Source organism: Streptomyces sp. NPDC096046, assembly GCF_040303285.1.
GTDB lineage: Bacteria > Actinomycetota > Actinomycetes > Streptomycetales > Streptomycetaceae > Streptomyces.
The window spans coordinates 78,718-99,273 of the sequence record NZ_JBEOSZ010000024.1; the positions used below are offsets into that span (position 1 = coordinate 78,718).

The 20,556-nt window shown below is 71.9% G+C and carries 15 protein-coding genes; 11 read left to right on the top strand and 4 right to left on the bottom strand.

Annotation, left to right across the window (positions count from 1 at the left end; all coding sequences use genetic code 11):
• Nucleotides 1-81: 81 nt before the first annotated feature.
• On the top strand, nucleotides 82-978 hold the full coding sequence (locus tag ABTX62_RS21725; RefSeq protein ID WP_352117698.1) for a LysR family transcriptional regulator: 897 nt from the start codon (nucleotides 82-84) through the stop codon (nucleotides 976-978).
• Between the two features lie 364 nt (nucleotides 979-1,342).
• On the opposite strand, the gene ABTX62_RS21730 is transcribed toward ABTX62_RS21725, so the two are convergent.
• Nucleotides 1,343-1,672, bottom strand: coding sequence for a WhiB family transcriptional regulator (locus ABTX62_RS21730; RefSeq protein ID WP_352117699.1), 330 nt, complete (start codon nucleotides 1,670-1,672; stop codon nucleotides 1,343-1,345).
• Between the two features lie 380 nt (nucleotides 1,673-2,052).
• Here ABTX62_RS21730 and ABTX62_RS21735 point away from each other — a divergent pair, with 380 nt between their 5' ends.
• From ABTX62_RS21735 to ABTX62_RS21750, 4 genes are all read left to right on the top strand, one after another.
• The gene (locus tag ABTX62_RS21735; RefSeq protein ID WP_003948568.1) at nucleotides 2,053-2,664 is read left to right on the top strand and encodes a response regulator transcription factor; all 612 of its coding nucleotides are present in this window, start codon (nucleotides 2,053-2,055) and stop codon (nucleotides 2,662-2,664) included.
• Between the two features lie 469 nt (nucleotides 2,665-3,133).
• On the top strand, nucleotides 3,134-3,721 hold the full coding sequence (locus tag ABTX62_RS21740) for a sigma-70 family RNA polymerase sigma factor (RefSeq protein WP_352117700.1): 588 nt from the start codon (nucleotides 3,134-3,136) through the stop codon (nucleotides 3,719-3,721).
• Nucleotides 3,722-3,874: 153 nt separating this feature from the next.
• Entirely contained in the window at nucleotides 3,875-5,380 is a 1,506-nt protein-coding gene (gene guaB / locus ABTX62_RS21745; RefSeq protein ID WP_352117701.1) for an IMP dehydrogenase, read from the top strand.
• Nucleotides 5,381-5,485: 105 nt separating this feature from the next.
• Complete coding sequence (locus tag ABTX62_RS21750) at nucleotides 5,486-6,610, top strand: GuaB3 family IMP dehydrogenase-related protein (RefSeq protein WP_104777850.1); 1,125 nt, start codon at nucleotides 5,486-5,488, stop codon at nucleotides 6,608-6,610.
• A gap of 649 nt (nucleotides 6,611-7,259) precedes the next feature.
• On the opposite strand, the gene ABTX62_RS21755 is transcribed toward ABTX62_RS21750, so the two are convergent.
• Nucleotides 7,260-8,468, bottom strand: a complete 1,209-nt coding sequence (locus ABTX62_RS21755) for a nucleotide sugar dehydrogenase (protein WP_352117702.1) — start codon at nucleotides 8,466-8,468, stop codon at nucleotides 7,260-7,262.
• A 271-nt stretch (nucleotides 8,469-8,739) separates the two neighbouring features.
• Here ABTX62_RS21755 and ABTX62_RS21760 point away from each other — a divergent pair, with 271 nt between their 5' ends.
• Entirely contained in the window at nucleotides 8,740-10,452 is a 1,713-nt protein-coding gene (locus ABTX62_RS21760) for a glycerol-3-phosphate dehydrogenase/oxidase (protein ID WP_352117703.1), read from the top strand.
• Between the two features lie 69 nt (nucleotides 10,453-10,521).
• Here ABTX62_RS21760 and ABTX62_RS21765 read toward each other — a convergent pair whose 3' ends face one another.
• Nucleotides 10,522-11,565 (bottom strand): serine hydrolase domain-containing protein, encoded by a 1,044-nt coding sequence (locus ABTX62_RS21765; protein WP_352117704.1) that lies wholly within the window; start codon nucleotides 11,563-11,565, stop codon nucleotides 10,522-10,524.
• A gap of 171 nt (nucleotides 11,566-11,736) precedes the next feature.
• On the opposite strand from ABTX62_RS21765, the gene ABTX62_RS21770 reads away from it, so the two are divergent.
• The 3 genes from ABTX62_RS21770 to ABTX62_RS21780 all read left to right on the top strand — a co-directional run bounded on the left by ABTX62_RS21770 (nucleotide 11,737) and on the right by ABTX62_RS21780 (nucleotide 18,263).
• A complete protein-coding gene (locus ABTX62_RS21770) occupies nucleotides 11,737-13,773 on the top strand; it encodes a serine/threonine-protein kinase (protein WP_352117731.1) in 2,037 nt (678 codons plus the stop codon).
• Nucleotides 13,774-13,926: 153 nt separating this feature from the next.
• Entirely contained in the window at nucleotides 13,927-16,494 is a 2,568-nt protein-coding gene (locus ABTX62_RS21775) for a serine/threonine kinase C-terminal domain-containing protein (protein ID WP_352117705.1), read from the top strand.
• A 167-nt stretch (nucleotides 16,495-16,661) separates the two neighbouring features.
• Nucleotides 16,662-18,263: a serine/threonine-protein kinase gene (locus ABTX62_RS21780; RefSeq protein WP_352117706.1), complete on the top strand. Its 1,602-nt coding sequence runs from the start codon at nucleotides 16,662-16,664 to the stop codon at nucleotides 18,261-18,263.
• Between the two features lie 103 nt (nucleotides 18,264-18,366).
• Here ABTX62_RS21780 and ABTX62_RS21785 read toward each other — a convergent pair whose 3' ends face one another.
• Entirely contained in the window at nucleotides 18,367-18,738 is a 372-nt protein-coding gene (locus ABTX62_RS21785; protein ID WP_502997991.1) for a hypothetical protein, read from the bottom strand.
• Between the two features lie 388 nt (nucleotides 18,739-19,126).
• On the opposite strand from ABTX62_RS21785, the gene ABTX62_RS21795 reads away from it, so the two are divergent.
• A complete protein-coding gene (locus tag ABTX62_RS21795; RefSeq protein WP_502997992.1) occupies nucleotides 19,127-20,260 on the top strand; it encodes a serine/threonine-protein kinase in 1,134 nt (377 codons plus the stop codon).
• Nucleotides 20,261-20,344: 84 nt separating this feature from the next.
• Nucleotides 20,345-20,515: a hypothetical protein gene (locus tag ABTX62_RS21800; RefSeq protein WP_352117709.1), complete on the top strand. Its 171-nt coding sequence runs from the start codon at nucleotides 20,345-20,347 to the stop codon at nucleotides 20,513-20,515.
• Nucleotides 20,516-20,556 lie beyond the last annotated feature (41 nt).

The following is a 20,556-nucleotide window of genomic DNA, read 5'->3' on the forward strand; positions in this document are numbered from 1 at the left end:
GCACCGCACGGTAGGCGACCGTAGCTCAAAGCGTCGACGCATTATTCGTATCGCAACCAAAGGGTCGCTTATCCTCGAAGGGTGATCGAAGCTCGTCATCTCCGCGTCCTGCGCGCCGTCGCGACCACCGGCTCCTTCTCCGCCGCGGGCCGCGAGCTGGGCTGTACCCAGCCCGCCGTCAGCCAGCAGATGAAGGCCCTGGAGACCTCCGTCGGCACGCCGCTGCTGATCCGCACCGGTCGGGAGATGCGCCTGACCCAGGCCGGCGAGGCCCTGGTGCGGCACGCCTCCGGGATCCTCGCGGGGCTGACGGCCGCGGAGGAGGAGGTCGCCGCCATCGCCGGGCTGCGTGCGGGGCGGGTCCGGCTCGTCTCCTTCCCCAGCGGCAGCTCCACCCTGGTCCCCACGGCCCTCGCCGCGCTGCGCGAGGCGCACCCCGGCACCCGCGTCTCCCTGGAGGAGGCCGAACCGCCCGCGTCCGTGGGCCTGCTGCGCGAGGGCGACTGCGACGTGGCACTCGCCTTCCGCTACCAGGGGGCGGCGGGCGCGGAGGAGTGGGACGACCTCGTCGTACGGCCGCTGTTGTCGGACCGGCTCGTCGCGCTGGTGCCGGAGCGGCACCGGCTGGCCGGCGCGGAGTCCGTCGCCATCGGCGAGCTCACCGGGGAGCCGTGGATCGCGGGCTGCCCCCGCTGCCGCGGACAGCTGATCGAGGTGTGCGCGGCGGCCGGCTTCACCCCGCGCATCGACTTCGCGACCGACGACTACCCGGCCGTCGTCGGCCTCGTCGGCGCCGGCCTGGGCGTGGCCGTACTGCCCCAGCTGGCCGTCGAGTCGGTACGGCCCCGGGGGGTGCGCACCGTGCGGCTCGAACCGGCGGTGCGGCGGGAGATCGTCGCCCTCACGCTGCCCGACCTCGCGCAGGTCCCGGCGGTGGCCGCGACACTCGACCAGCTGGCCCGGGCCGCCCGCCGCTAGTGCCGCGGCAGGCAACGTTTGCCCGTCAAGGAGCGGCGTCCGGTGCGTGCTCTCGGCGTGCCGGGTGCAAGCCCTCGTACTGGGTGTACTTGGGCTTGCGCCCGGTGCGGCGAGAGTGCGTGCCGGGCGTCGCGACGGGGCGAACGTTGCCTGCTGCGGCACTAGGCCCCTTCTGATGAATCTCCGTGGGAGACGGAGCGGCGTTCGGTGCGGCGGTGGGGCCCCTCCCGTTCGAGCGGAGCCGAGAGCGGGGGAGCGTGCCGGGCGTCGCGACGCCGCGGAGATCCATCAGAAGGGGCCTAACGCCCACGGGCGTCAAAAACCAACGGCACGCGTGTGCGTGCCTGTTTGCAGAAACGTTCCTTCAGTTGTTCGAGGCGGAATGCCCGCCCGATGCCGACGCCGACACCAGTCGGTTGCGCGCCCGCCCCATGAGCTCTTCGCGCTCGTCCTCGGTCAGCCCGCCCCACACGCCGTACGGCTCGCGCACCGCCAGGGCGTGGGCGGCGCACTCGGCACGTACCGGGCACCTCATGCAGACCTCTTTGGCCGAGTTCTCACGAGCGCTCCTCGCCGCACCGCGCTCGCCCTCCGGATGGAAGAAGAGTGAGCTGTCCACCCCGCGACAGGCAGCCAGCAGCTGCCAGTCCCACAGGTCCGCGTTCGGTCCGGGAAGGCGGGAGAAATCTGCCATTACGTGACCCCTTGTAGCCGTTCTGGGCGGATCCGGTGTCTACGACCGTACAACTACGATCTAAGGAGATGAAAATATGACTCATTGCGAATCTAGCTCCAGACACTGGCAAAGCGGAAGAAATGGGTCTAAATGGGGCATAGGTTGTGATGAAAGTTCGAGGGTCTGTCGCTCATATCTGCACCGTGTCCGCCCCCTCACGTAGAGTGCCGAAGATGGCAGCCACCCCCGTAACTCTTTCGAGTGACCGTCGTTGAGAGTGCGAGGCGGTTGAAGGAACAAGTGCTCGGGCGGGCGTCCGAGACGGTCGACCGCACAGGTGACGATTTCGTACCAGCCTGGAGGCTCAAGGTGACGTGCATCAGCTGCGGAGGGCGGTCATGACATCCGTCCTCGTCTGCGACGACTCCCCGCTTGCCCGAGAGGCGCTCCGTCGTGCGGTCGCGACCGTGCCCGGCGTCGAGCGCGTGACGACGGCGGCCAACGGCGAGGAAGTCCTCCGCCGCTGGGGGGCCGACCGCTCGGACCTGATTCTGATGGATGTGCGCATGCCCGGACTGGGCGGCGTCGAGACGGTCCGTCGGCTGCTGTCCGCCGACCCCGGTGCGCGCATCATCATGCTCACCGTCGCCGAGGACCTGGACGGTGTGGCCCTCGCGGTCGCCGCCGGTGCCCGCGGCTATCTGCACAAGGACGCCTCCCGCGCGGAACTGCGCGCGACGGTGACCCAGGCCCTGGCCGACCCGACCTGGCGGCTCGCCCCGCGCCGGCTGCGCTCGGCCGAGATGGGCGCCGCGCCCACGCTCACGGCGCGTGAGATCCAGGTCCTCGAAGGCATGAGCCACGGCCGCTCGAACGCGGAGATCGGCCGCGAGCTGTTCCTCTCCGAGGACACCGTCAAGACCCACGCCCGGCGTCTGTTCAAGAAGCTCGGCGCCTCGGACCGGGCCCACGCGGTGGCGCTCGGCTTCCGGTGGGGTCTGGTGCGCTAGGGCCTGTCCTTCGGATCGGACCGGCTTCGACGCCGCGCGGCCTCCGGCCGGGACCGGGGAGCGGGGGCACGCGGATGCCCCCGCGTGAACCGCACACGCACGGATCGGAGCCGGCGGCCGACGGCAGCGCCGGCAGGGTTCCGATCCTGCCCGAGCGAGGTCGAGAGCGCGGGAGGGCGCAGGCGAGGGCCCACCTCCCCGGGATGATCCGAACGGCAGGCCCCGGCGGTCGGGCTGAGGGCACGGAACGCCAGGTGGGCGCGGGTGGACCGGGGGTCCGCCGGAGGCCCGATGCTCGTTTCGCCGCGGATGCCGCATCCTTGAGGGTGTGGAGTTCCTCGGGGACGAGTCGGTCGAGCGGAAGGGGAGGGCGCAGGGGATGAGTGCCGGCGCACCTGCTCATAACGCTTCGGTGCACAACAACGGGCGCGGTGCCACGGACCGGGCGGCCGCAAGGCACCATGGACCGATGCGCGACGACGAGGCGGCCCATGGCCAGGGCGCGATCGGTGCGCTCGTCCACCGCGCCGTCGACGGGGACGAGCAGGCGACGCACGACCTGCTCGCCCATGTCCATCCGCTGGCCCTGCGCTACTGCCGCACCCGTCTGTCCCGTCTCCCGGGCGACGCCCGGCACTTCGTGGAGGACCTCGCCCAGGAGGTCTGCGTGGCCGTGCTCCTCGCACTGCCCCGCTACCGGGACACCGGGCGCCCCTTCGAGGCGTTCGTCTTCGCCATCGCCGCCCACAAGGTCGCCGACCTCCAGCGCGCGGCGATGCGCCACCCCGGCTCGACGGCCGTCCCCTCCGACGAGATGCCCGAGCGCCCCGACGACTCCCTCGGCCCGGAGGAGCGCGCCCTGCTCAGCAGTGACGCGGAATGGGCCAAGAAACTCCTGGCCAACCTCCCCGAGAACCAGCGGGAGCTGCTGCTGCTGCGGATCGCGGTGGGGCTGACGGCCGAGGAGACCGGCCAGATGTTGGGAATGTCACCCGGCGCGGTCCGGGTGGCCCAGCACAGGGCACTGAGCCGGCTGCGGGCGCTGGCCGAGCAGTAGCCCTGCTTCAACGACCCCTCTGTTGAACAGGCGGTGCGCCACTTCCGTACGAACATACGAAGCCCGCAGCCGGGCGGAACCGTGGAATGAGACAGCCGCGCTGGCCGTTAGCATGGACATCCGCACCGATCAAGGCCATTTGGGGAAGGTGTCATGACTGCCAACGTCGACGGAGTGCCCGGTAAATTCGCGACACTCGGGCTGACCTACGACGACGTGCTGCTGCTGCCGGGTGCATCCGAGGTGCTCCCCAACGCGGTCGACACCTCGTCCCGCATCTCCCGCAACGTCCGGGTGAACATCCCGCTGCTCTCCGCGGCGATGGACAAGGTGACCGAGTCCCGCATGGCGATCGCGATGGCCCGCCAGGGCGGCGTCGGCGTGCTGCACCGCAACCTCTCCATCGAGGACCAGGTCAACCAGGTCGACCTCGTCAAGCGCTCCGAGTCCGGCATGGTCACCGACCCGATCACGGTGCACCCCGACGCCACGCTGGCCGAGGCCGACGCCCTGTGCGCCAAGTTCCGCATCAGCGGCGTCCCGGTCACCGACGGCAACAAGAAGCTGCTCGGCATCGTCACCAACCGCGACATGGCCTTCGAGACCGACCGCACGCGTCAGGTGCGCGAGGTCATGACGCCGATGCCGCTGGTCACCGGCAAGGTCGGCATCTCCGGTGCCGACGCCATGGAGCTGCTGCGCCGCCACAAGATCGAGAAGCTTCCGCTGGTCGACGACGCGGGTGTCCTCAAGGGCCTGATCACGGTCAAGGACTTCGTCAAGGCCGAGCAGTACCCCAACGCGGCGAAGGACGCCGAGGGCCGGCTGCTCGTCGGCGCGGCCGTGGGCGCCAGCCCCGAGGCCCTGGAGCGCGCCCAGGCGCTCGCCGGCGCGGGCGTGGACTTCCTGGTCGTCGACACCTCGCACGGCCACAACAGCAACGCGCTGAGCTGGATGGCGAAGATCAAGTCGAGCGTCGGCGTGGACGTGATCGGCGGCAACGTCGCCACGCGTGACGGCGCCCAGGCGCTGATCGACGCCGGCGTCGACGGCATCAAGGTCGGCGTGGGCCCCGGCTCGATCTGCACCACCCGCGTGGTCGCCGGCATCGGCGTCCCGCAGGTCACCGCCATCTACGAGGCGTCCCTCGCCGCCCGGCCGGCGGGCATCCCGCTGATCGGCGACGGCGGCCTGCAGTACTCCGGCGACATCGGCAAGGCCCTGGCCGCCGGCGCCGACACCGTGATGCTGGGCAGCCTCCTCGCCGGCTGTGAGGAGTCCCCGGGCGAGCTGCAGTTCATCAACGGCAAGCAGTTCAAGTCGTACCGCGGCATGGGCTCGCTCGGTGCGATGCAGTCCCGCGGCCAGGCCAGGTCGTACTCCAAGGACCGCTACTTCCAGGCCGAGGTCGGCTCCGACGACAAGCTGGTGCCCGAGGGCATCGAGGGCCAGGTGCCCTACCGCGGTCCGCTGGCCAACGTCCTGCACCAGCTCGTCGGCGGCCTGCGCCAGACGATGGGTTACGTGGGCGCCGCCTCCATCGAGGAGATGGAGACCAAGGGCCGCTTCGTCCGGATCACCTCCGCGGGTCTCAAGGAGAGCCACCCGCACGACATCCAGATGACGGTCGAGGCACCGAACTACAGCCGCAACAAGTAGCGGCCCGGCCTTCCGAGGGCGGCCCCGGAGCATCCGGGGCCGCCCTCGCCGTGCCCGTCGGCGATACTGGAAGACGCTGCAACGCATCAGGGAAAGGCCACAGACGTGACTGAGATCGAGATCGGGCGCGGCAAGCGCGGCCGCCGGGCGTACGCCTTCGACGACATCGCCGTCGTCCCCAGCCGCCGTACGCGGGACCCGAAGGAGGTCTCGATCGCCTGGCAGATCGACGCCTACCGCTTCGAGCTCCCCTTCCTGGCCGCCCCCATGGACTCGGTCGTCTCCCCGGCCACCGCGATCCGCATCGGCGAGCTCGGCGGCCTCGGCGTGCTGAACCTCGAAGGCCTGTGGACGCGCTACGAGGACCCGCAGCCGCTGCTCGACGAGATCGCCGAGCTGGATTCGGAGACCGCGACCCGCCGTCTGCAGGAGATCTACGCGGCCCCCATCAAGGAGGAGCTGATCGGGCAGCGGATCAAGGAGGTGCGCGACTCCGGCGTCGTCACCGCCGCCGCGCTCTCCCCGCAGCGCACCGCCCAGTTCTCCAAGGCCGTCGTGGACGCGGGTGTGGACATCTTCGTCATCCGCGGTACGACGGTCTCCGCGGAGCACGTCTCCGGTGCGCACGAGCCGCTGAACCTGAAGCAGTTCATCTACGAGCTGGACGTCCCGGTGATCGTCGGCGGCTGCGCCACGTACACGGCGGCCCTGCACCTGATGCGCACCGGCGCGGCCGGTGTGCTCGTCGGCTTCGGCGGCGGCGCCGCGCACACCACGCGCAACGTGCTCGGCATCCAGGTCCCCATGGCGACGGCGGTCGCCGACGTGGCCGCCGCCCGCCGCGACTACATGGACGAGTCGGGCGGCCGGTACGTGCACGTGATCGCGGACGGCGGTGTCGGCTGGTCCGGCGACCTGCCCAAGGCCATCGCCTGCGGTGCGGACTCGGTGATGATGGGCTCCCCGCTGGCCCGTGCGACCGACGGCCCGGGCAAGGGCCACCACTGGGGTATGGAGGCCGTGAACGAGGAGCTGCCGCGCGGCAAGAAGGTCGCCCTCGGCACGGTCGGCACCCTGGAGGAGATCCTCACCGGCCCGTCGCACACCCCCGACGGTTCGATGAACCTCTTCGGCGCGCTGCGCCGCGCCATGTCCACGACCGGCTACAGCGAGCTCAAGGAGTTCCAGCGCGTCGAGGTGACGGTGGCGGACTCCCAGCACCGGCGGTAGTCGGTCTCGACGCTGAGAAGGGCCTGGTCACTAGGGGGAGTGGCCGGGCCCTTCTGCATGCCCAAGTGGCGCTGGCGGGGCGCGTGTTGCCGCTGGGGGGCGCACGGGTGCCTTCAGGCCGTTCGGGCCCGTGGAGGGCGGTTTCGAGGCGCTAGTGTCCGTGATCGGCGCCCAGGTTCTTCTGGGCTCCCCCTTCCAAGGACACGGTCCGGACCCCGGCCCTCGGGGCCCGGCCCGAATTCCGACGTGCCGCCTACCGGGTCGATGGGCGGCGTCGTGGAAGGGGGCGCCCATGGGTCGACACCGCAAGCCCACCCGCTGGGACCGACTCCGTCTTCGGATGGTGCAGTGCCGGAGGAGGTGGATCTTGCGGATTTTCGGATGGTGAGCGGCCGCCCCCAAGAAGACTAGGGGCGGACACTCCGTGATCCATCCAGGAGCCTGCCGCAGTGGCCACTGCGGTGGGCTCCGCCTTGTTCCGGACGGTGAGCGGCCGCCCCCACGAGAACTAGGGGCGGACACTCCGTGATCCATCCAGGAGCCTGCCGCAGTGACCGCTGCAGTGGGCTCCACCTGTGTCCGTAAGGTACCCGCGCGGCGTGCCGCATGCCACCAGTCGCCAGGGCTCACGCACCCCGCGCGCCCCCCTTCACAACCGATGCGCCGCCCCCGTGGGGGCTGCCCCCCGCGTGTCCAGCAGGAGCTGGGCCTTCACCGACAGGCCCTGGAGGTCGTACGTGCGGTGCTGCTGGAGCAGGATGGTCAGGTCGGCGTCGGCGGCTGCCTCGTAGAGGGTGTCCGCGCGGGGGATGGGGCGGTCGAGGACGCTCCAGGCGGGGACGTGGGGGTCGTGGTAGCTGACCGAGGCACCCAGTTCCAGCAGGCGCAGGGCGATCTCCTGGGCGGGTGTGCCCTGGAGGTCGGCGAGGTCGGGCTTGTAGGTGACGCCGAGGAGGAGCACCCGGGCGCCGCGGGCCGACTTGCCGTGTTCGTTGAGGAGCGTGGCCGCGCGCTGGACGACGTAGCCGGGCATACGGCGGTTGACCTGCTGGGCCAGTTCCACCATGCGCAGGCCGCGGCCACCGGCGGCGGTCATGTCCTGGGGCACGGAGTGGCCGCCGACGCCGGGGCCTGGGCGGAAGGCATGGAAGCCGAACGGCTTGGTCTCCGCGCAGCGGACGACGTCCCAGAGATCGACGCCCAGGTCGTTGCAGAGGACGGCCATCTCGTTCACGAGGGCGATGTTCACGTGCCGGTAGTTGGTCTCCAGCAGCTGCACGGTCTCCGCCTCGCGGGTGCCACGCGCGCGTACCACCTTGTCGGTCAGCCGTCCGTAGAAGGCGGCGGCCGACTCGGTGCAGGCGGGGGTGAGGCCGCCGATGACCTTGGGCGTGCCGGCGGGCGTGACGTCGCGGTTGCCGGGGTCGACCCGGCTGGGGGAGTACGCGAGGTGGAAGTCGCGGCCCGCGCGCAGACCGGAGCCCTCTTCGAGGAGCGGACGCAGGAATTCCTCGGTCGCCCCCGGGTGCACGGGTGATTCCAGGATCACCGTGGTGTGCGGGCGCAGACGGGCGGCCAGGGTCCGGGCGGCCGCCTCCAGCTGACTGAGATCGAGCCCGCCGTCCGCTCCGCGTGGCGTCGGCGCGCAGATGACCGCGGTGCGCACCCGGCCGAGCTCGACCGGGTCGGTGGTGGGCCGGAAGCCCCCCGAGAGCATCCGGCGCAGTTCGGCGGGGCTGAGCGAGCCCGCCTCGGGTCCGGTCCGGTAGCCGATGGTGGGGATGCCGGCGGCGACGGCGGCCTGGGCCAGGGGCAGGCCGTACGGGCCGAGTCCGATGACGGCGAGATCTGCGGGCATGGCGTGGCCGTCCTTCCCGATAGCCGAAGTGGGACAGGTACGCAAGCCCTGTGGACAGGACGGGCGAGCGCAATGTCAGACTAGGAGTAAATATGACCGATATGCGGGATTGCTCGGCTGAGTTTCGGTGAGTGTCCCGTGAGCGTTGTCCACAGGCTGCGGGTCCGTGGTGGCTGAAGTGGGGCAACGCCGTCAGAATTTGGGCAGGGGGATACGGACGGGGTCTCACCCGACGGGTGCGGCCGGCGCGACCGATGAGCGGGAGGCAGTGGTGAGGACAGCGACACTCGGACCGGCGCAGCGCGCCGAGTCACTCGCATCCATGGCCGAGCGTGAGCTGGATGTGCTGGTCGTGGGCGCAGGGGTGGTCGGTGCGGGCACCGCGCTCGACGCCGTGACCCGGGGTTTGTCCACAGGTCTGGTCGAGGCGCGGGACTGGGCGTCCGGGACCTCCAGCCGGTCCAGCAAACTCATCCACGGTGGCCTGCGCTATCTGGAGATGCTCGACTTCGCGCTCGTCCGCGAGGCGCTGAAGGAGCGCGGCCTGCTGCTGGAGCGGCTCGCCCCGCATCTGGTGAAGCCGGTGCCGTTCCTGTACCCGTTGCAGCACAAGGGCTGGGAGCGGTTGTACGCCGGATCGGGTGTCGCGATGTACGACGCCATGTCCATGGCCCGCGGGCACGGCCGGGGCCTGCCGGTGCACCGCCATCTGACGCGCTCTCACGCCCTGCGCGTGGCCCCTTGTCTGAAGAAGGACGCACTGATCGGCGCGCTGCAGTACTACGACGCGCAGATGGACGACGCCCGGTATGTGGCGAATCTGGTGCGCACGGCGGTGGCGTACGGCGCGAAGGCCGCCAACCGCGCGCGGGTGACGGGCTTCCTCCGGGAGGGCGAGCGGGTCGTCGGCGCGCGGGTGCAGGACGTCGACGCGGGCGGGGAGTACGAGATCCGCGCCAAGCAGGTGGTCAACGCGACCGGTGTGTGGACGGACGACACCCAGGCCATGGTCGGGGAGCGCGGCCAGTTCCACGTCCGCGCGTCCAAGGGCATCCACCTGGTCGTGCCGCGCGACCGGATCCACTCCACGACCGGGCTGATCCTGCGCACGGAGAAGTCCGTGCTGTTCGTCATCCCCTGGGGCCGGCACTGGATCGTCGGCACCACGGACACCGACTGGGACCTCGACAAGGCCCACCCGGCCGCCTCCAGCGCGGACATCGACTACCTGCTGGACCATGTGAACTCGGTGCTCGCGGTGCCGCTCACCAGGGACGACGTCCAAGGGGTGTACGCGGGCCTGAGGCCGCTGCTCGCGGGCGAGTCCGACGCCACCAGCAAGCTGTCGCGTGAGCACACCGTGGCGCATCCGGTGCCCGGGCTGGTCGTCGTGGCGGGCGGCAAGTACACGACGTACCGGGTCATGGCCAAGGACGCGGTGGACGCGGCGGTGCACGGTCTCGACATGCGCGTCGCCGAGTGCGTCACCGAGGACGTGCCGCTGCTGGGCGCCGAGGGCTACCGGGCGCTGTGGAACGCGCGGGCGCGGATCGCCGCCCGGACCGGTCTCCACGTGGTCCGGGTCGAGCATCTGCTGAACCGCTACGGGGCGATGACCGAGGAGCTGCTCGAGCTCATCGCCGAGGACCCGTCCCTGGGCGAACCTCTGGTGGCGGCCGACGACTATCTGCGCGCCGAGATCGTCTACGCGGCCTCCCACGAGGGGGCGCGGCACCTCGACGACGTGCTGACCCGGCGAACGCGCATCTCGATCGAGACCTTCGACCGGGGCGCCCGCAGCGCCCGCGACGCCGCGGAACTGATGGCGCCCGTGCTCGGCTGGGACAAGGACCAGATCGAGCGCGAGGTCGAGCATTACCAGAAGCGGGTGGAGGCCGAGCGGGAATCGCAGCGCCAGCCGGACGACCTGACGGCGGACGCGGCGCGGCTGGGGGCGCCGGACATAGTGCCGCTGGGACCCTGACAGATCCTGCCGGACGCATCACCCGAACGAGTGTCGGGGAACGGGATCTCCGTTCGGAGCCGGGTCGTTCTACGGGGTGCGGGGGCAGAACTCGGCGCCGAGCACCGCGGGTTCGAGACCGGGGTCTGCGATCGCGTCCGTGTTCACGCGGAAGGTGAGGACCCGCCGGCCGTCGACGGTGGCCGCGGTGCGCACATAACTGCCGGATATGTGCCCGCTGTGCCCCCACACCGTGATGCCGCACGGAAGTCTCTCGGGGAACAGGCCCATGCCGTACGCGCCGTGTGCGGCACGGGTGTCGAGCATCTCGCGCAGCCAGTGCGGGGGCAGCAGACGGCCGCCGAGCAGGGCCGTGTAGAAGCGGTCCAGATCGGTGAGCGTGGTCACCAGCTCGCCCGCGGCGCCCGCCACCCGCGGGTCGAGCTCGGTGACGTCGGTTCCGTCGGCGGCGTAGGCGCGGCCGTGCGGAGAGGGCAGCGAGGAGCGGGATCCGGGGAAGGAGGTGCCCGTCAGACGCAGGGGAGTGATGATGCGGAGCTCGGCCTCCGTGGCGTACGAGTGGCCGGTCACCTGCTGGATGACCAGGCCCAGCAGGACATAGTTGGTGTTCGAGTAGGAGAAGCGGCCGCGTTCGGCAGGAGGGTGGGTGAGAGCGAGCCGCAGCGCCTGACGGGGTGTGACGGGCACGGTTCCGTCGGTGTCCGCGGTGAAGTCGTACAGCCCGCTGGTGTGGGTGAGCAAGGAGCGCAGGGTCAGCGCGCGGCCGTCGTTGCCGGCTCCTCGCACCAGGCCGGGCAGGTGCTGCTCCACCGTGTCGGACAGTGACAGCCGGTGCTCGGCGGCCAGTTGCAGCACGACCGTCGCGACGAACGTCTTGGTGATGCTGCCGGCGCGGAAATGGTCCGACCGGGCGATTCCCGGACCGGTGGTGGCGTAGCGGGTGGTGGTCCCCTCCCGGGCCAGCAGGGCCGCGGCCGGGGCTCGGCCCTGCGTCACCAGCAGCGGCAGCACCGCGTCGGCGGGCGGCGTCGACAGGGCCGACGAGTCGGCCGGGGGGAGGGCGAACAGGGCGGCGGCCACCGGCAGGGCCAGCAATGTCCGAATCGGTGGCATACGGTTTCCTCCCTGGTGAGGGCCCATCATGCAAGGCCGCGCGGGGCGTGGCGCACCCGGGTTCCCGGGGGGCGGGGCCGTGGGTGTTCGCCAGGGGGCCCCTGGGCGCCGGGCACTTGTCGGGTGAGAGACAATGAAGGCTCTGTCAGGGCGGGTTGCATGAGGGGACGCATGTCGGAGGCGGAGCGGGCGGGCACATCTCGTCAGGACACTCGTCAGGACAACACGGAGCGTCTCCTCGCGGGGCGTTACCGGCTGGGCAAGGTGCTGGGCCGCGGAGGCATGGGCACGGTCTGGCGGGCCCAGGACGAGACCCTCGGGCGGACGGTCGCCGTCAAGGAGCTGCGGTTCCCGTCGAACATCGACGAGGAGGAGAAGCGGCGGCTGATCACGCGGACGCTGCGCGAGGCCAAGGCGATCGCGCGCATCCGCAACAACAGCGCCGTGACGGTCTTCGACGTCGTCCAGGAGGACGACCGGCCCTGGATCGTGATGGAGCTCGTCGAGGGCAAGTCGCTCGCCGAGGTCATCCGGGAGGACGGCCTCCTCGAACCCAAGCGCGCCGCCGAGGTCGGGCTCGCCGTCCTCGACGTGCTCCGGTCCGCCCACCGCGAGGGAATCCTGCACCGTGACGTGAAGCCGTCCAACGTGCTGATCGCCGAGGACGGCCGGGTCGTGCTCACCGACTTCGGCATCGCCCAGGTCGAGGGCGACCCGTCCATCACCTCGACCGGCATGCTCGTCGGCGCGCCCTCCTACATCTCCCCGGAGCGGGCTCGCGGTCACAAGCCGGGCCCGGCGGCCGACCTGTGGTCCCTCGGTGGGCTGCTGTACGCGGCGGTGGAGGGTGCGCCGCCGTACGACAAGGGGTCGGCCATAGCGACCCTCACGGCTGTGATGACGGAGCCGCTGGAGGAGCCGAAGAACGCGGGTCCGCTGAAGGACGTCATCTACGGACTGCTCACCAAGGACGCCGCGCAGCGGCTCGACGACGCGGGCGCCCGGGCGATGCTGAACTCGGTCCTGCGCGCGCCGGACAAGGCCGAGCCGGAGCCCATGGACGCGACGAAGGTCGTACCGCTGCCGGCACAGCCCGACAAGTCCTCGGGCCAGGGGAGTCCGGGGGCCACAGGCAAGCGGGGCGAGGAACCGGGGGAGCGGTTGCGCGGAGCGCTGCGTTCCGTACGCAAGGCCGCTGCCGGACCGGCCGCCCTCGCCGCCAAGTCCGGTACCGCCGCCGCCTCTTCCCAGGCGGCGGGCAAGGCCTCCTCCGCGCCGGACGGCGAAGCGGGCCGGGCCGGGGACGCGGGCGCGTCCGCGTCGCGGTCGGGCGCGGGTGCGGCTGCCGACGGCGGCGAGCGGGGTGCGACGGAATCGAAGACGGCGTCCGCGGGGCGCAGTTCGGGATGGCCCGTCGTGCCGCCACCGGACCTGCCGCCCAGGCCCGTGCCCCGGGCGCCGCTCACCGACGTGGTGCCGCGGCGAACCCTGATGATCATCGCCGTGATCGTGGTGCTGGCCGTGATCGGCGCCGTCCTCGCCCTCATGCTGGGCGGTGACGACGAGGGCTCCAAGGGTGCCTCCGGCACGGGCGGCGGGAAGCAGGCCGCCACCGCGTCGGCCGGTTCCGACACCAAGGGCGACGAGAGCGACGGCACGCGCACGGACGGTGCGGAGTCCCAGCCCGCGCCGTCCGGGTCCGCCTCGGCCGGCACGCCGGGTGGCCAGACGAGCGGCTCGGCGGACGAGGGCGGCTCCGGCGGCGGGAAGGGCACCGCGGCGGAGTCGACACACCAGGGGAACCAGGGGTACTCGATCGGTCTGCCGAAGGGCTGGAAGTACCGGACCACGGGTGCGGCGGGCGACCGCTTCACCGGGCCCGACGGGCAGAAGCTGCTCATCGCCTGGACGTCCACGCCCAAGGGCGACCCGGTGGCGGACTGGAAGAGCCAGGAGCGCTACATGGTGCGCGCGCAGTACCAGAAGATCCGTATAGAGAAGGTGGACTACCGCGACTGGAACACGGCCGACTGGGAGTTCACCTACACGGACGGCGGCACCCGGTACCGGACGATCGACCGGGGTTTCGTGGTCGACGACCGGCAGGGGTACGCGCTGATGTACACGGCCAAGGCGGCAGGCTGGGACGGCGAGTCGCGCAAGGAGACGTGGCGGACGTTCACGAAGACCTTCGAACCCAAGTCCTGAGCATGAGGCGCCCCGGGTTTGGGGAGTGAGATCTGGCATCCCCGCATTGCGGGTTGCCCGCGGCACGTATCGTAAATGTTTGCGGACCGTGCGCAGCCGAATCGGACCGCGGGGCGAACGGATGTGACCGACCGGGCTGCCGGGGGAGGCAACGTGGACGACTACGCGGGCCGGGTACTCGCCGACCGCTACCGCCTGCCGCTGCCCCCGTCCGACGAGTACGAACTCACCGAGACCCGGGCCTTCGACACCTACAGCGGACAGGAAGTCCTGGTCCGGCAGGTGCCGTTGCCGGAAGTGGTCGAGGCGGAGGTGCTCGACGCGGAGGGGCTGCCCGACGGTTTCACGGCACGTGACGGTGGTGCACGGCGGCCCGGGGGACGTGCGGGCGCACGTGCGGGCGTGCGGCGGCCCACGGATCCGGTGGTGCGGCGCGCGGTCGAGGCGGCGCAGGCCGCGGCGGCCATCCCCGACCATCCCCGACTCGACCAGGTCTTCGACGTGTTCGCCGAGGGCGGTTCGCTCTGGATCGTCAGTGAGCTCGTGGCGGCGCGTCCGCTGGCGGCGCTGCTCGCCGAGAAGCCGCTGACGCCGTACCGGGCGGCGGAGGTCGCCTCCGACGTGCTGATGGCCCTTCGGGTGCTGCACGCGCACGGCTGGGTGCACCGGAACATCACCGCGCGGACGGTGCTCGTCTGCGACGACGGCCGGGTGATGCTGACCGGCCTCGCGGTGGGCGCCGCCGAGGAGGCGCTGTGCGGATACGACCCGGTGCCGGAACCGGCCTTCGAGGAGTTGGGGCAGCGGCCGGGGCAGGCCGACGGCGGCGCCGGACCGGTCCCCGACGTCGGGGGACCGGGAGGCGCCGGGCCGGTCCCTGGCGTCGGAGGGCCGGGAGGCGCCGGGCCGGCCGGAGGCATCGATGGCGCGGATGATCCCGAGGCCGCGCGGCGCGCCGCCATAGAGGCCCGGGAGTCCAGGGGACTGCCCTCGGCCGGGGGTGAGGGCCCCGGTGGCGGATCGGTGGTGCCGGCGCGCAGGGCGGTGCGGGAGAGCGGGGACCCGCGGGCGGCGCGTGCCGGGGCGATCGCGGCCTACCGCGCCGGTGCCCGGGCGGCGGCACGGGTGCAGGAGGCGCAGCAGGGCGGGCGGGCGGCACTGCCCGGCGCCCGGCCGGCCCCCGACGGCGGGGCCGCGCCCTACGGCGACGGCTCGGCGCAGTCGCCGTACATCCCCGGGCAGGGCACGGCCCCGGGGGCCCAGCCGCCCGGGCGGATCGCCGACCCCTACGGCGTGGGCGGCGGCCCGCGGACGACCGGCTGGCACGGTGCGACACCCCGTGGAGTGACCGGTGGCGAGCCCGCGCCGCAGGGCCGGGAGCAGACGGCACTCCCGCCGGCCCCGGACACCGGAACCCACGGCGAGTCCACGCGATGGGACGACCTGGTCGCCGACACTCCCGCCCCCCGGCGCGGTCCGGCGACGGCGCTGGCCGCCGAGCGGGCGCGGCAGGCGCGGATGGCCGTGGTCGGGCCCGTCACCGAGCGCTGGGCGCCGGAACAGGCCGGACCCGTGCACGAGAACTGGCAGTTGGCCGCACCCATCGGCCCCGCGACCGACCTGTGGGCGCTCGGCGCGCTGCTCTTCAGGTCCGTGCAGGGACACGCGCCCTACCCCGAGGAGTCGACGGCCGAGCTGGTGCAGATGGTGTGCGCGGAGCCGCCCGCCTACGCCGAGGAGTGCGGTCCGCTGCGGCCGGTGGTGGAATCCCTGCTGCGCCAGGACCCCACCGAACGCCTCGACTTCGAGGAGGTGCGCGGCTGGCTGCGCTCGCTGGTGCGTTCGGCGCCCGAGCCGGAGGCCGGGCTGCACGTCGTCCCGGCGCCGCCCGTGGAGCCCGGCCGGCTGCCCGTCGTACGGCGCCGGGGCGAACTCGTGCGCAGGCGGAAGGCCGGGCTGCCCGCGCACCACGGACGGCACAAGCGCGCGAAGAAGCAGCCCGGTTCGCCGCGTCGGCTGGGCCGCACCCTGCTCCTGCTGGTGCTGCTCGCGATGGCCGCGGCGATCGCCTACGCCGTGCTCTTCATGCCCAAGTCGGGGGCCGAGGGCGCGAACGGCACGGACCGCACCGGTGCCATCGGTGAGGTGAGCCAGGCGCCCGAGCCCGACGCCAGCGGCGAGCCCCGGCCCGAGCAGACCTCGCCCGAGCCGGAGAAGAGCCCGTCGTCGTCGGCCGGCACCACCGAGACGCAGACCACCGGCCCCGACGTCGCCGACGGCTTCACGCTGCGCAAGGACTCGGCCGGGTTCCAGGTCGCCGTCGCCGAGGGCTGGGACCGCGCACCGCGCAACGGCAGCGGTCAGGTCGTCTACTCCAAGGGCGACTTCGAGCTGATCGTCGTGCCGGGCCGGGACAGCGCCTCGGAGTACGGCAGCGACCCGATGGCCTACCAGCGGGAGTCGGAGCGCGAATTGCAGCCGTACCGAGACTCCAGCTGGGCCACCTCCACCGGCCTGAAGAGGATCGAGGTGGGCGGGCGGACCATGGCCGAGGGACAGTTCACCTGGACCGGCGGCGGGGGTGACCTGTACGTGCGCAACCTCGCGATGCTGGTCGACGGCCGCTACCACGTGATCCAGGTGCGCGGCCCGGAGTCCGAGCGGGACGAGGTGACGCGGCTGTACGAGCAGGCGGCGGCGACATACAAGGCCACGCGCTGAGCGACCGGCGCGCCGCCTGTGCGCCGTAGTGCCACAGCTGGTTGCCTCCCGCCCCGGCAGGCACAACCGTCACAGTGCGGTCACCGTGATACCCCGCTTGTTCCCTGGGTGAGGGCGGGTCCTTACGCTGACCCTGTCAAGACCATTTGCGGGGCAACGTGAATCAGATGCAGGGCCTGCTCGTCGCGGGCCGCTACCGGCTGGCCGAATCCATCGGCAGTGGCGGCATGGGCCGGGTCTGGCGTGCATATGACGAGGTGTTGCACCGGTCGGTCGCCATCAAGGAGTTGACGGCCGCCCTCTACGTCTCCGAGAGCGAGCAGTCGATCCTGCTGGCCCGCACCCGGGCCGAGGCGCGTGCCGCGGCACGGATCAACCACTCCGCGGTCGTCACGGTGCACGACGTGCTGGAGCACGACGGCCGCCCCTGGATCGTCATGGAGCTGGTCGAGGGCCGCTCCCTGGCCGACGCGGTCAAAGAAGAGGGCCGCGTCGAGCCGCGCGAGGCGGCGCGCATCGGCCTCTGGGTGCTGCGGGCCCTGCGCGCCGCGCACACCGCCGGCGTCCTGCACCGTGACATCAAGCCGGGCAACGTGCTCCTCGCCCGCGACCGGCGGGTGCTGCTCACCGACTTCGGCATCGCCCAGATCGAGGGCGACACGACCATCACCCGGACCGGAGAGGTCGTCGGCTCGGTCGACTACCTGGCGCCCGAGCGCATACGCGGCCACGACCCCGGCCCCTCCTCCGACCTCTGGGCGCTCGGCGCGACGCTCTACACGGCGGTGGAGGGCCGATCGCCGTTCCGCCGCACGACACCGCTGACCACCATGCAGGCCGTGGTCGAGGAAGAGGCCGCCGCGCTCCGGCACGCCGGTCCGCTCGCGCCCGTCATCACCGCCCTGCTGCGCAAGGATCCGGGCACCCGGCCGGACGCCTCCGAGGCCGAGCAGATGCTCGCCGAGGCCGCGGAGGGGCGGCGGCCGAGCGGCGCACAGGCGTATGTGCCGACGCAGTACGGGTCGTATGGACATCAGGGGCCCCACGAGCAGCCGCGGACCGGTGTCACCAGGCCGCACCAGACCGCCGTCACCCGGGTCGGCCGGTCCGCCGCGCCCCCGAAAGGGGGGCACCGTCTGCGAACGGCAGCCCTCGTTGTCGCCCTTGCCGCAGTCATCGGTGCGGGAGCCGCGGTCGCGCTGCAGCAGTTCGGCACGGCCGGCCCCGGCAACTCCGCCTCTGCGTCGACTCCGAGCGCCAGTGCCACGCCGAGTGACGAGGGCGGTCAGGGGGTGGTTCCAGCCGGTTGGGTGCGGCGCCACGACCCGGTGGGCTTCAGCATCCCCCTGCCCAAGGGGTGGAAGCGGTCCGTCTCCATCGACCAGGACGGCCTCCGGCAGGTCGACTACTCGCCCGACAAGGGCAAGCACCTCGTGCGGGTCGCCGTCGACACCGCACCGGACTTCAGCACCTCTTACGAGCACATGAGCAACCTGGAACAGCGGGTCTCACGGCTGCAGGACTACAAGGGTCTGCGCCTCAAGAAGGAGCTTTTCCGCGATCAGCCGGGCGCCCGCTGGGAGTACACGTGGAACGCGCTGGCCAAGGACGCGCCGCACTACTTCCCGGGGCCCTACCGTGCGATCGACGTCGGGTACATGGACGGTGACGGCACCGAGTACTCCATCTACGCGGCCTCACCGACCGACGACTGGGCCCCCACCAGGAAGCAGTTCGACTGGATCCTGCGGGGCTTCCAGGAGGGTTGATCGAGCACGTCGTGACCTACGTGGACGACGACCTCACGGAAGGCGGTCGCGTATCGGCCCAACCGGAAATGGCGGTGGGCCGAAAACGTTGTCGCGCCGGGGCTCAGGCCCAGTCCGTGCAAGAACGGACGATCGTGGTTCCTTCCCTGACCGCCACCTGCGCGCCGATGGAGTCGAGATCATCGCCGGAGGGGTTTGCGTATGTGGTGAAGGAGGTAGTCGATCCGTTTTCGTCGTATTCGGTACGCCAGGGCCAGTCCGTCACCCATCCGGTGTAGTGGTCAATGGATCTGAATCTGATGGCCACATGGTGACCATCGGCAGCGGTGTCCTTGACCCAACCGCTGATGTCCACATGGTCGGACGTCCAGTTGGTGAACGTCATGCTCCCCGAGGCGCCGGTCACCGAGCACGCGGCTCCGCCACTCGCCGCGTTGGCAAGTCCTGCAGGCTTGCGTTCGATGCCGGTGGTCATCCAGGGGGCGCCGCCCTGGCAGGCGGAGTTCGGCCAGGACGGGGACGCCCCTGGCGCTCTCAGATGCCCGTGATCCGGTGGGTGCGGGCAGCGGTCAGGTCGTGAGTGCGGCCACAACGCGGGTGAGAGCCACAGCGGTCGGCCGACCGGATCGGTTGGCTCGGACACCAGGGCCCATCGGCGGACCTGACGCTCGAACGGCCGAATGCGTTCCCCGACACGAGCGTGAGACGCCGTTCCATCGCGATGACCTCGTCGATCCGATCCAGCATGGTCCGCGCCAAGGCCTGAGCGCGCTGGAGTGTGCCATCGACTCTCTTGGGACGGCGGCATACTTGGCCGGTCGCCGCCACGGAAGGCGTGCGTTCCCTGCGGCATCATGGGGCGTATGGGGACCGAGGCAGGCGGCCGTGTCGTCGCGGGCCGTTACCGGCTGGAGGAGAGGCTCGGGCGTGGCGGCATGGGTGTCGTCTGGCGGGCCACCGACCAGTTGCTCGGCCGGAAGGTCGCCGTCAAGGAACTCCCCGTCGACGAGACCCTCTCCGCGGCCCAGGCCCGGCGGCGGCGCGACGGCACCCTGCGCGAGGCCCGCGCGGTCGCCCAGCTGAGCCATCCGCACGTCATCGTCGTCCACGACGTCGTCGAGGAGGACGAACGCCCCTACATGGTCATGGAACTGGTCGAGGGCGGCTCGCTCGCCGACCGCATCGCCACCGGCGGCCCGGTCGACGCCGCCGAGGCCGCCCGCATCGGCATCGCCCTGCTCGGCGCGCTGAGCACCGCGCACGCGGCCGGTGTGCTGCACCGGGACGTGAAGCCGTCGAACGTGCTGATCGCCGAGGACGGCCGGGTCGTCCTCACCGACTTCGGTGTCGCCCAGGTCTCCGGCGCGACCACACTCACCGAGACCGGTTCCTTCGTCGGCTCGCCCGAGTACACCGCGCCCGAGCGGATGGCCGGGGACGTGGCCAGGACCGGCCCCGAGTCCGACCTGTGGTCGCTCGGCGCGCTGCTGTGCGCGGCCCTCAGCGGCGAGTCGCCGTTCCGGCGCGACTCCTTGGGCGGCATCCTGCACGCCGTCGTGTCCGACGAGATACGGCCGCCCGAGCAGGCCGCGCCGATCCTGCCCGTCGTACGCGGCCTGCTCGAACGCGATCCGGGCAGGCGGCTGGACGCGGCCGAGGCGGAGCGGATGCTGCGGGCCTTCCTGGAGGTGGGACGTATGCCGCCAGTGGCCCGTACGGGACCGCCCCGGCTCTCGACGCGGGGTGCCCTCATTGCAGCGCTGCTGGTCGCCGCGACGGCGGGTGCGGGCCTGTCCGCCGCGGTGCTGCTCGCGGACCGGGACGGCGACGGGGGCGGTACACCGGCGAGTTCGGCGCCACGGACGCCCACGGCCCGGCCTCCCTCCTCCGGTACCCCCACCGCCACCGTCACCGTGACCCGCGCGCCCTCTCCCTCCACGGCCGGCACCCGCCCGACGTCGACCCGTTCGTCCGCGCCCGGACGGGCACACAGGTAGGAGATACGGCTCGGTGCGCGTCACGGGTGTGTGACCGGAAGCCGTTCTTGCTGCGCAAGCGCTTGGCGCGACACGGATGGACTCATGAGCAGCAACGGGGGAGCCCGACACGGTGCCCGGAATGGGGCCGGCGAGCCGACGAGTTTCGTTCTGCAACCGCCTGGCCGGCCAGCGGCCGTACCGCATCCCGGCAACCCGTACGGCGGCGCCCACGGCTTCGTCGGCTCGCCCGAGTACATCATCGACAAGACCTGACCCCGCTGCCCGCCCCCGGAAAACGACCCGCGTCGACAAGA

Excerpts from the sequence above, each read along its gene's own strand:
- ABTX62_RS21770 (WP_352117731.1), top strand. The coding sequence starts at position 11,737 with ATGTCGGAGGCGGAGCGGGCGGGCACATCTCGTCAGGACACTCGTCAG.
- ABTX62_RS21740 (WP_352117700.1), top strand. The coding sequence starts at position 3,134 with ATGCGCGACGACGAGGCGGCCCATGGCCAGGGCGCGATCGGTGCGCTC.
- ABTX62_RS21780 (WP_352117706.1), top strand. The coding sequence starts at position 16,662 with ATGCAGGGCCTGCTCGTCGCGGGCCGCTACCGGCTGGCCGAATCCATC.
- ABTX62_RS21755 (WP_352117702.1), bottom strand. The coding sequence starts at position 8,468 with ATGCCCGCAGATCTCGCCGTCATCGGACTCGGCCCGTACGGCCTGCCC.
- ABTX62_RS21800 (WP_352117709.1), top strand. The coding sequence starts at position 20,345 with ATGAGCAGCAACGGGGGAGCCCGACACGGTGCCCGGAATGGGGCCGGC.
- ABTX62_RS21765 (WP_352117704.1), bottom strand. The coding sequence starts at position 11,565 with ATGCCACCGATTCGGACATTGCTGGCCCTGCCGGTGGCCGCCGCCCTG.
- ABTX62_RS21735 (WP_003948568.1), top strand. The coding sequence starts at position 2,053 with ATGACATCCGTCCTCGTCTGCGACGACTCCCCGCTTGCCCGAGAGGCG.
- ABTX62_RS21795 (WP_502997992.1), top strand. The coding sequence starts at position 19,127 with ATGGGGACCGAGGCAGGCGGCCGTGTCGTCGCGGGCCGTTACCGGCTG.
- ABTX62_RS21730 (WP_352117699.1), bottom strand. The coding sequence starts at position 1,672 with ATGGCAGATTTCTCCCGCCTTCCCGGACCGAACGCGGACCTGTGGGAC.
- guaB (WP_352117701.1), top strand. The coding sequence starts at position 3,875 with ATGACTGCCAACGTCGACGGAGTGCCCGGTAAATTCGCGACACTCGGG.
- ABTX62_RS21785 (WP_502997991.1), bottom strand. The coding sequence starts at position 18,738 with ATGACCACCGGCATCGAACGCAAGCCTGCAGGACTTGCCAACGCGGCG.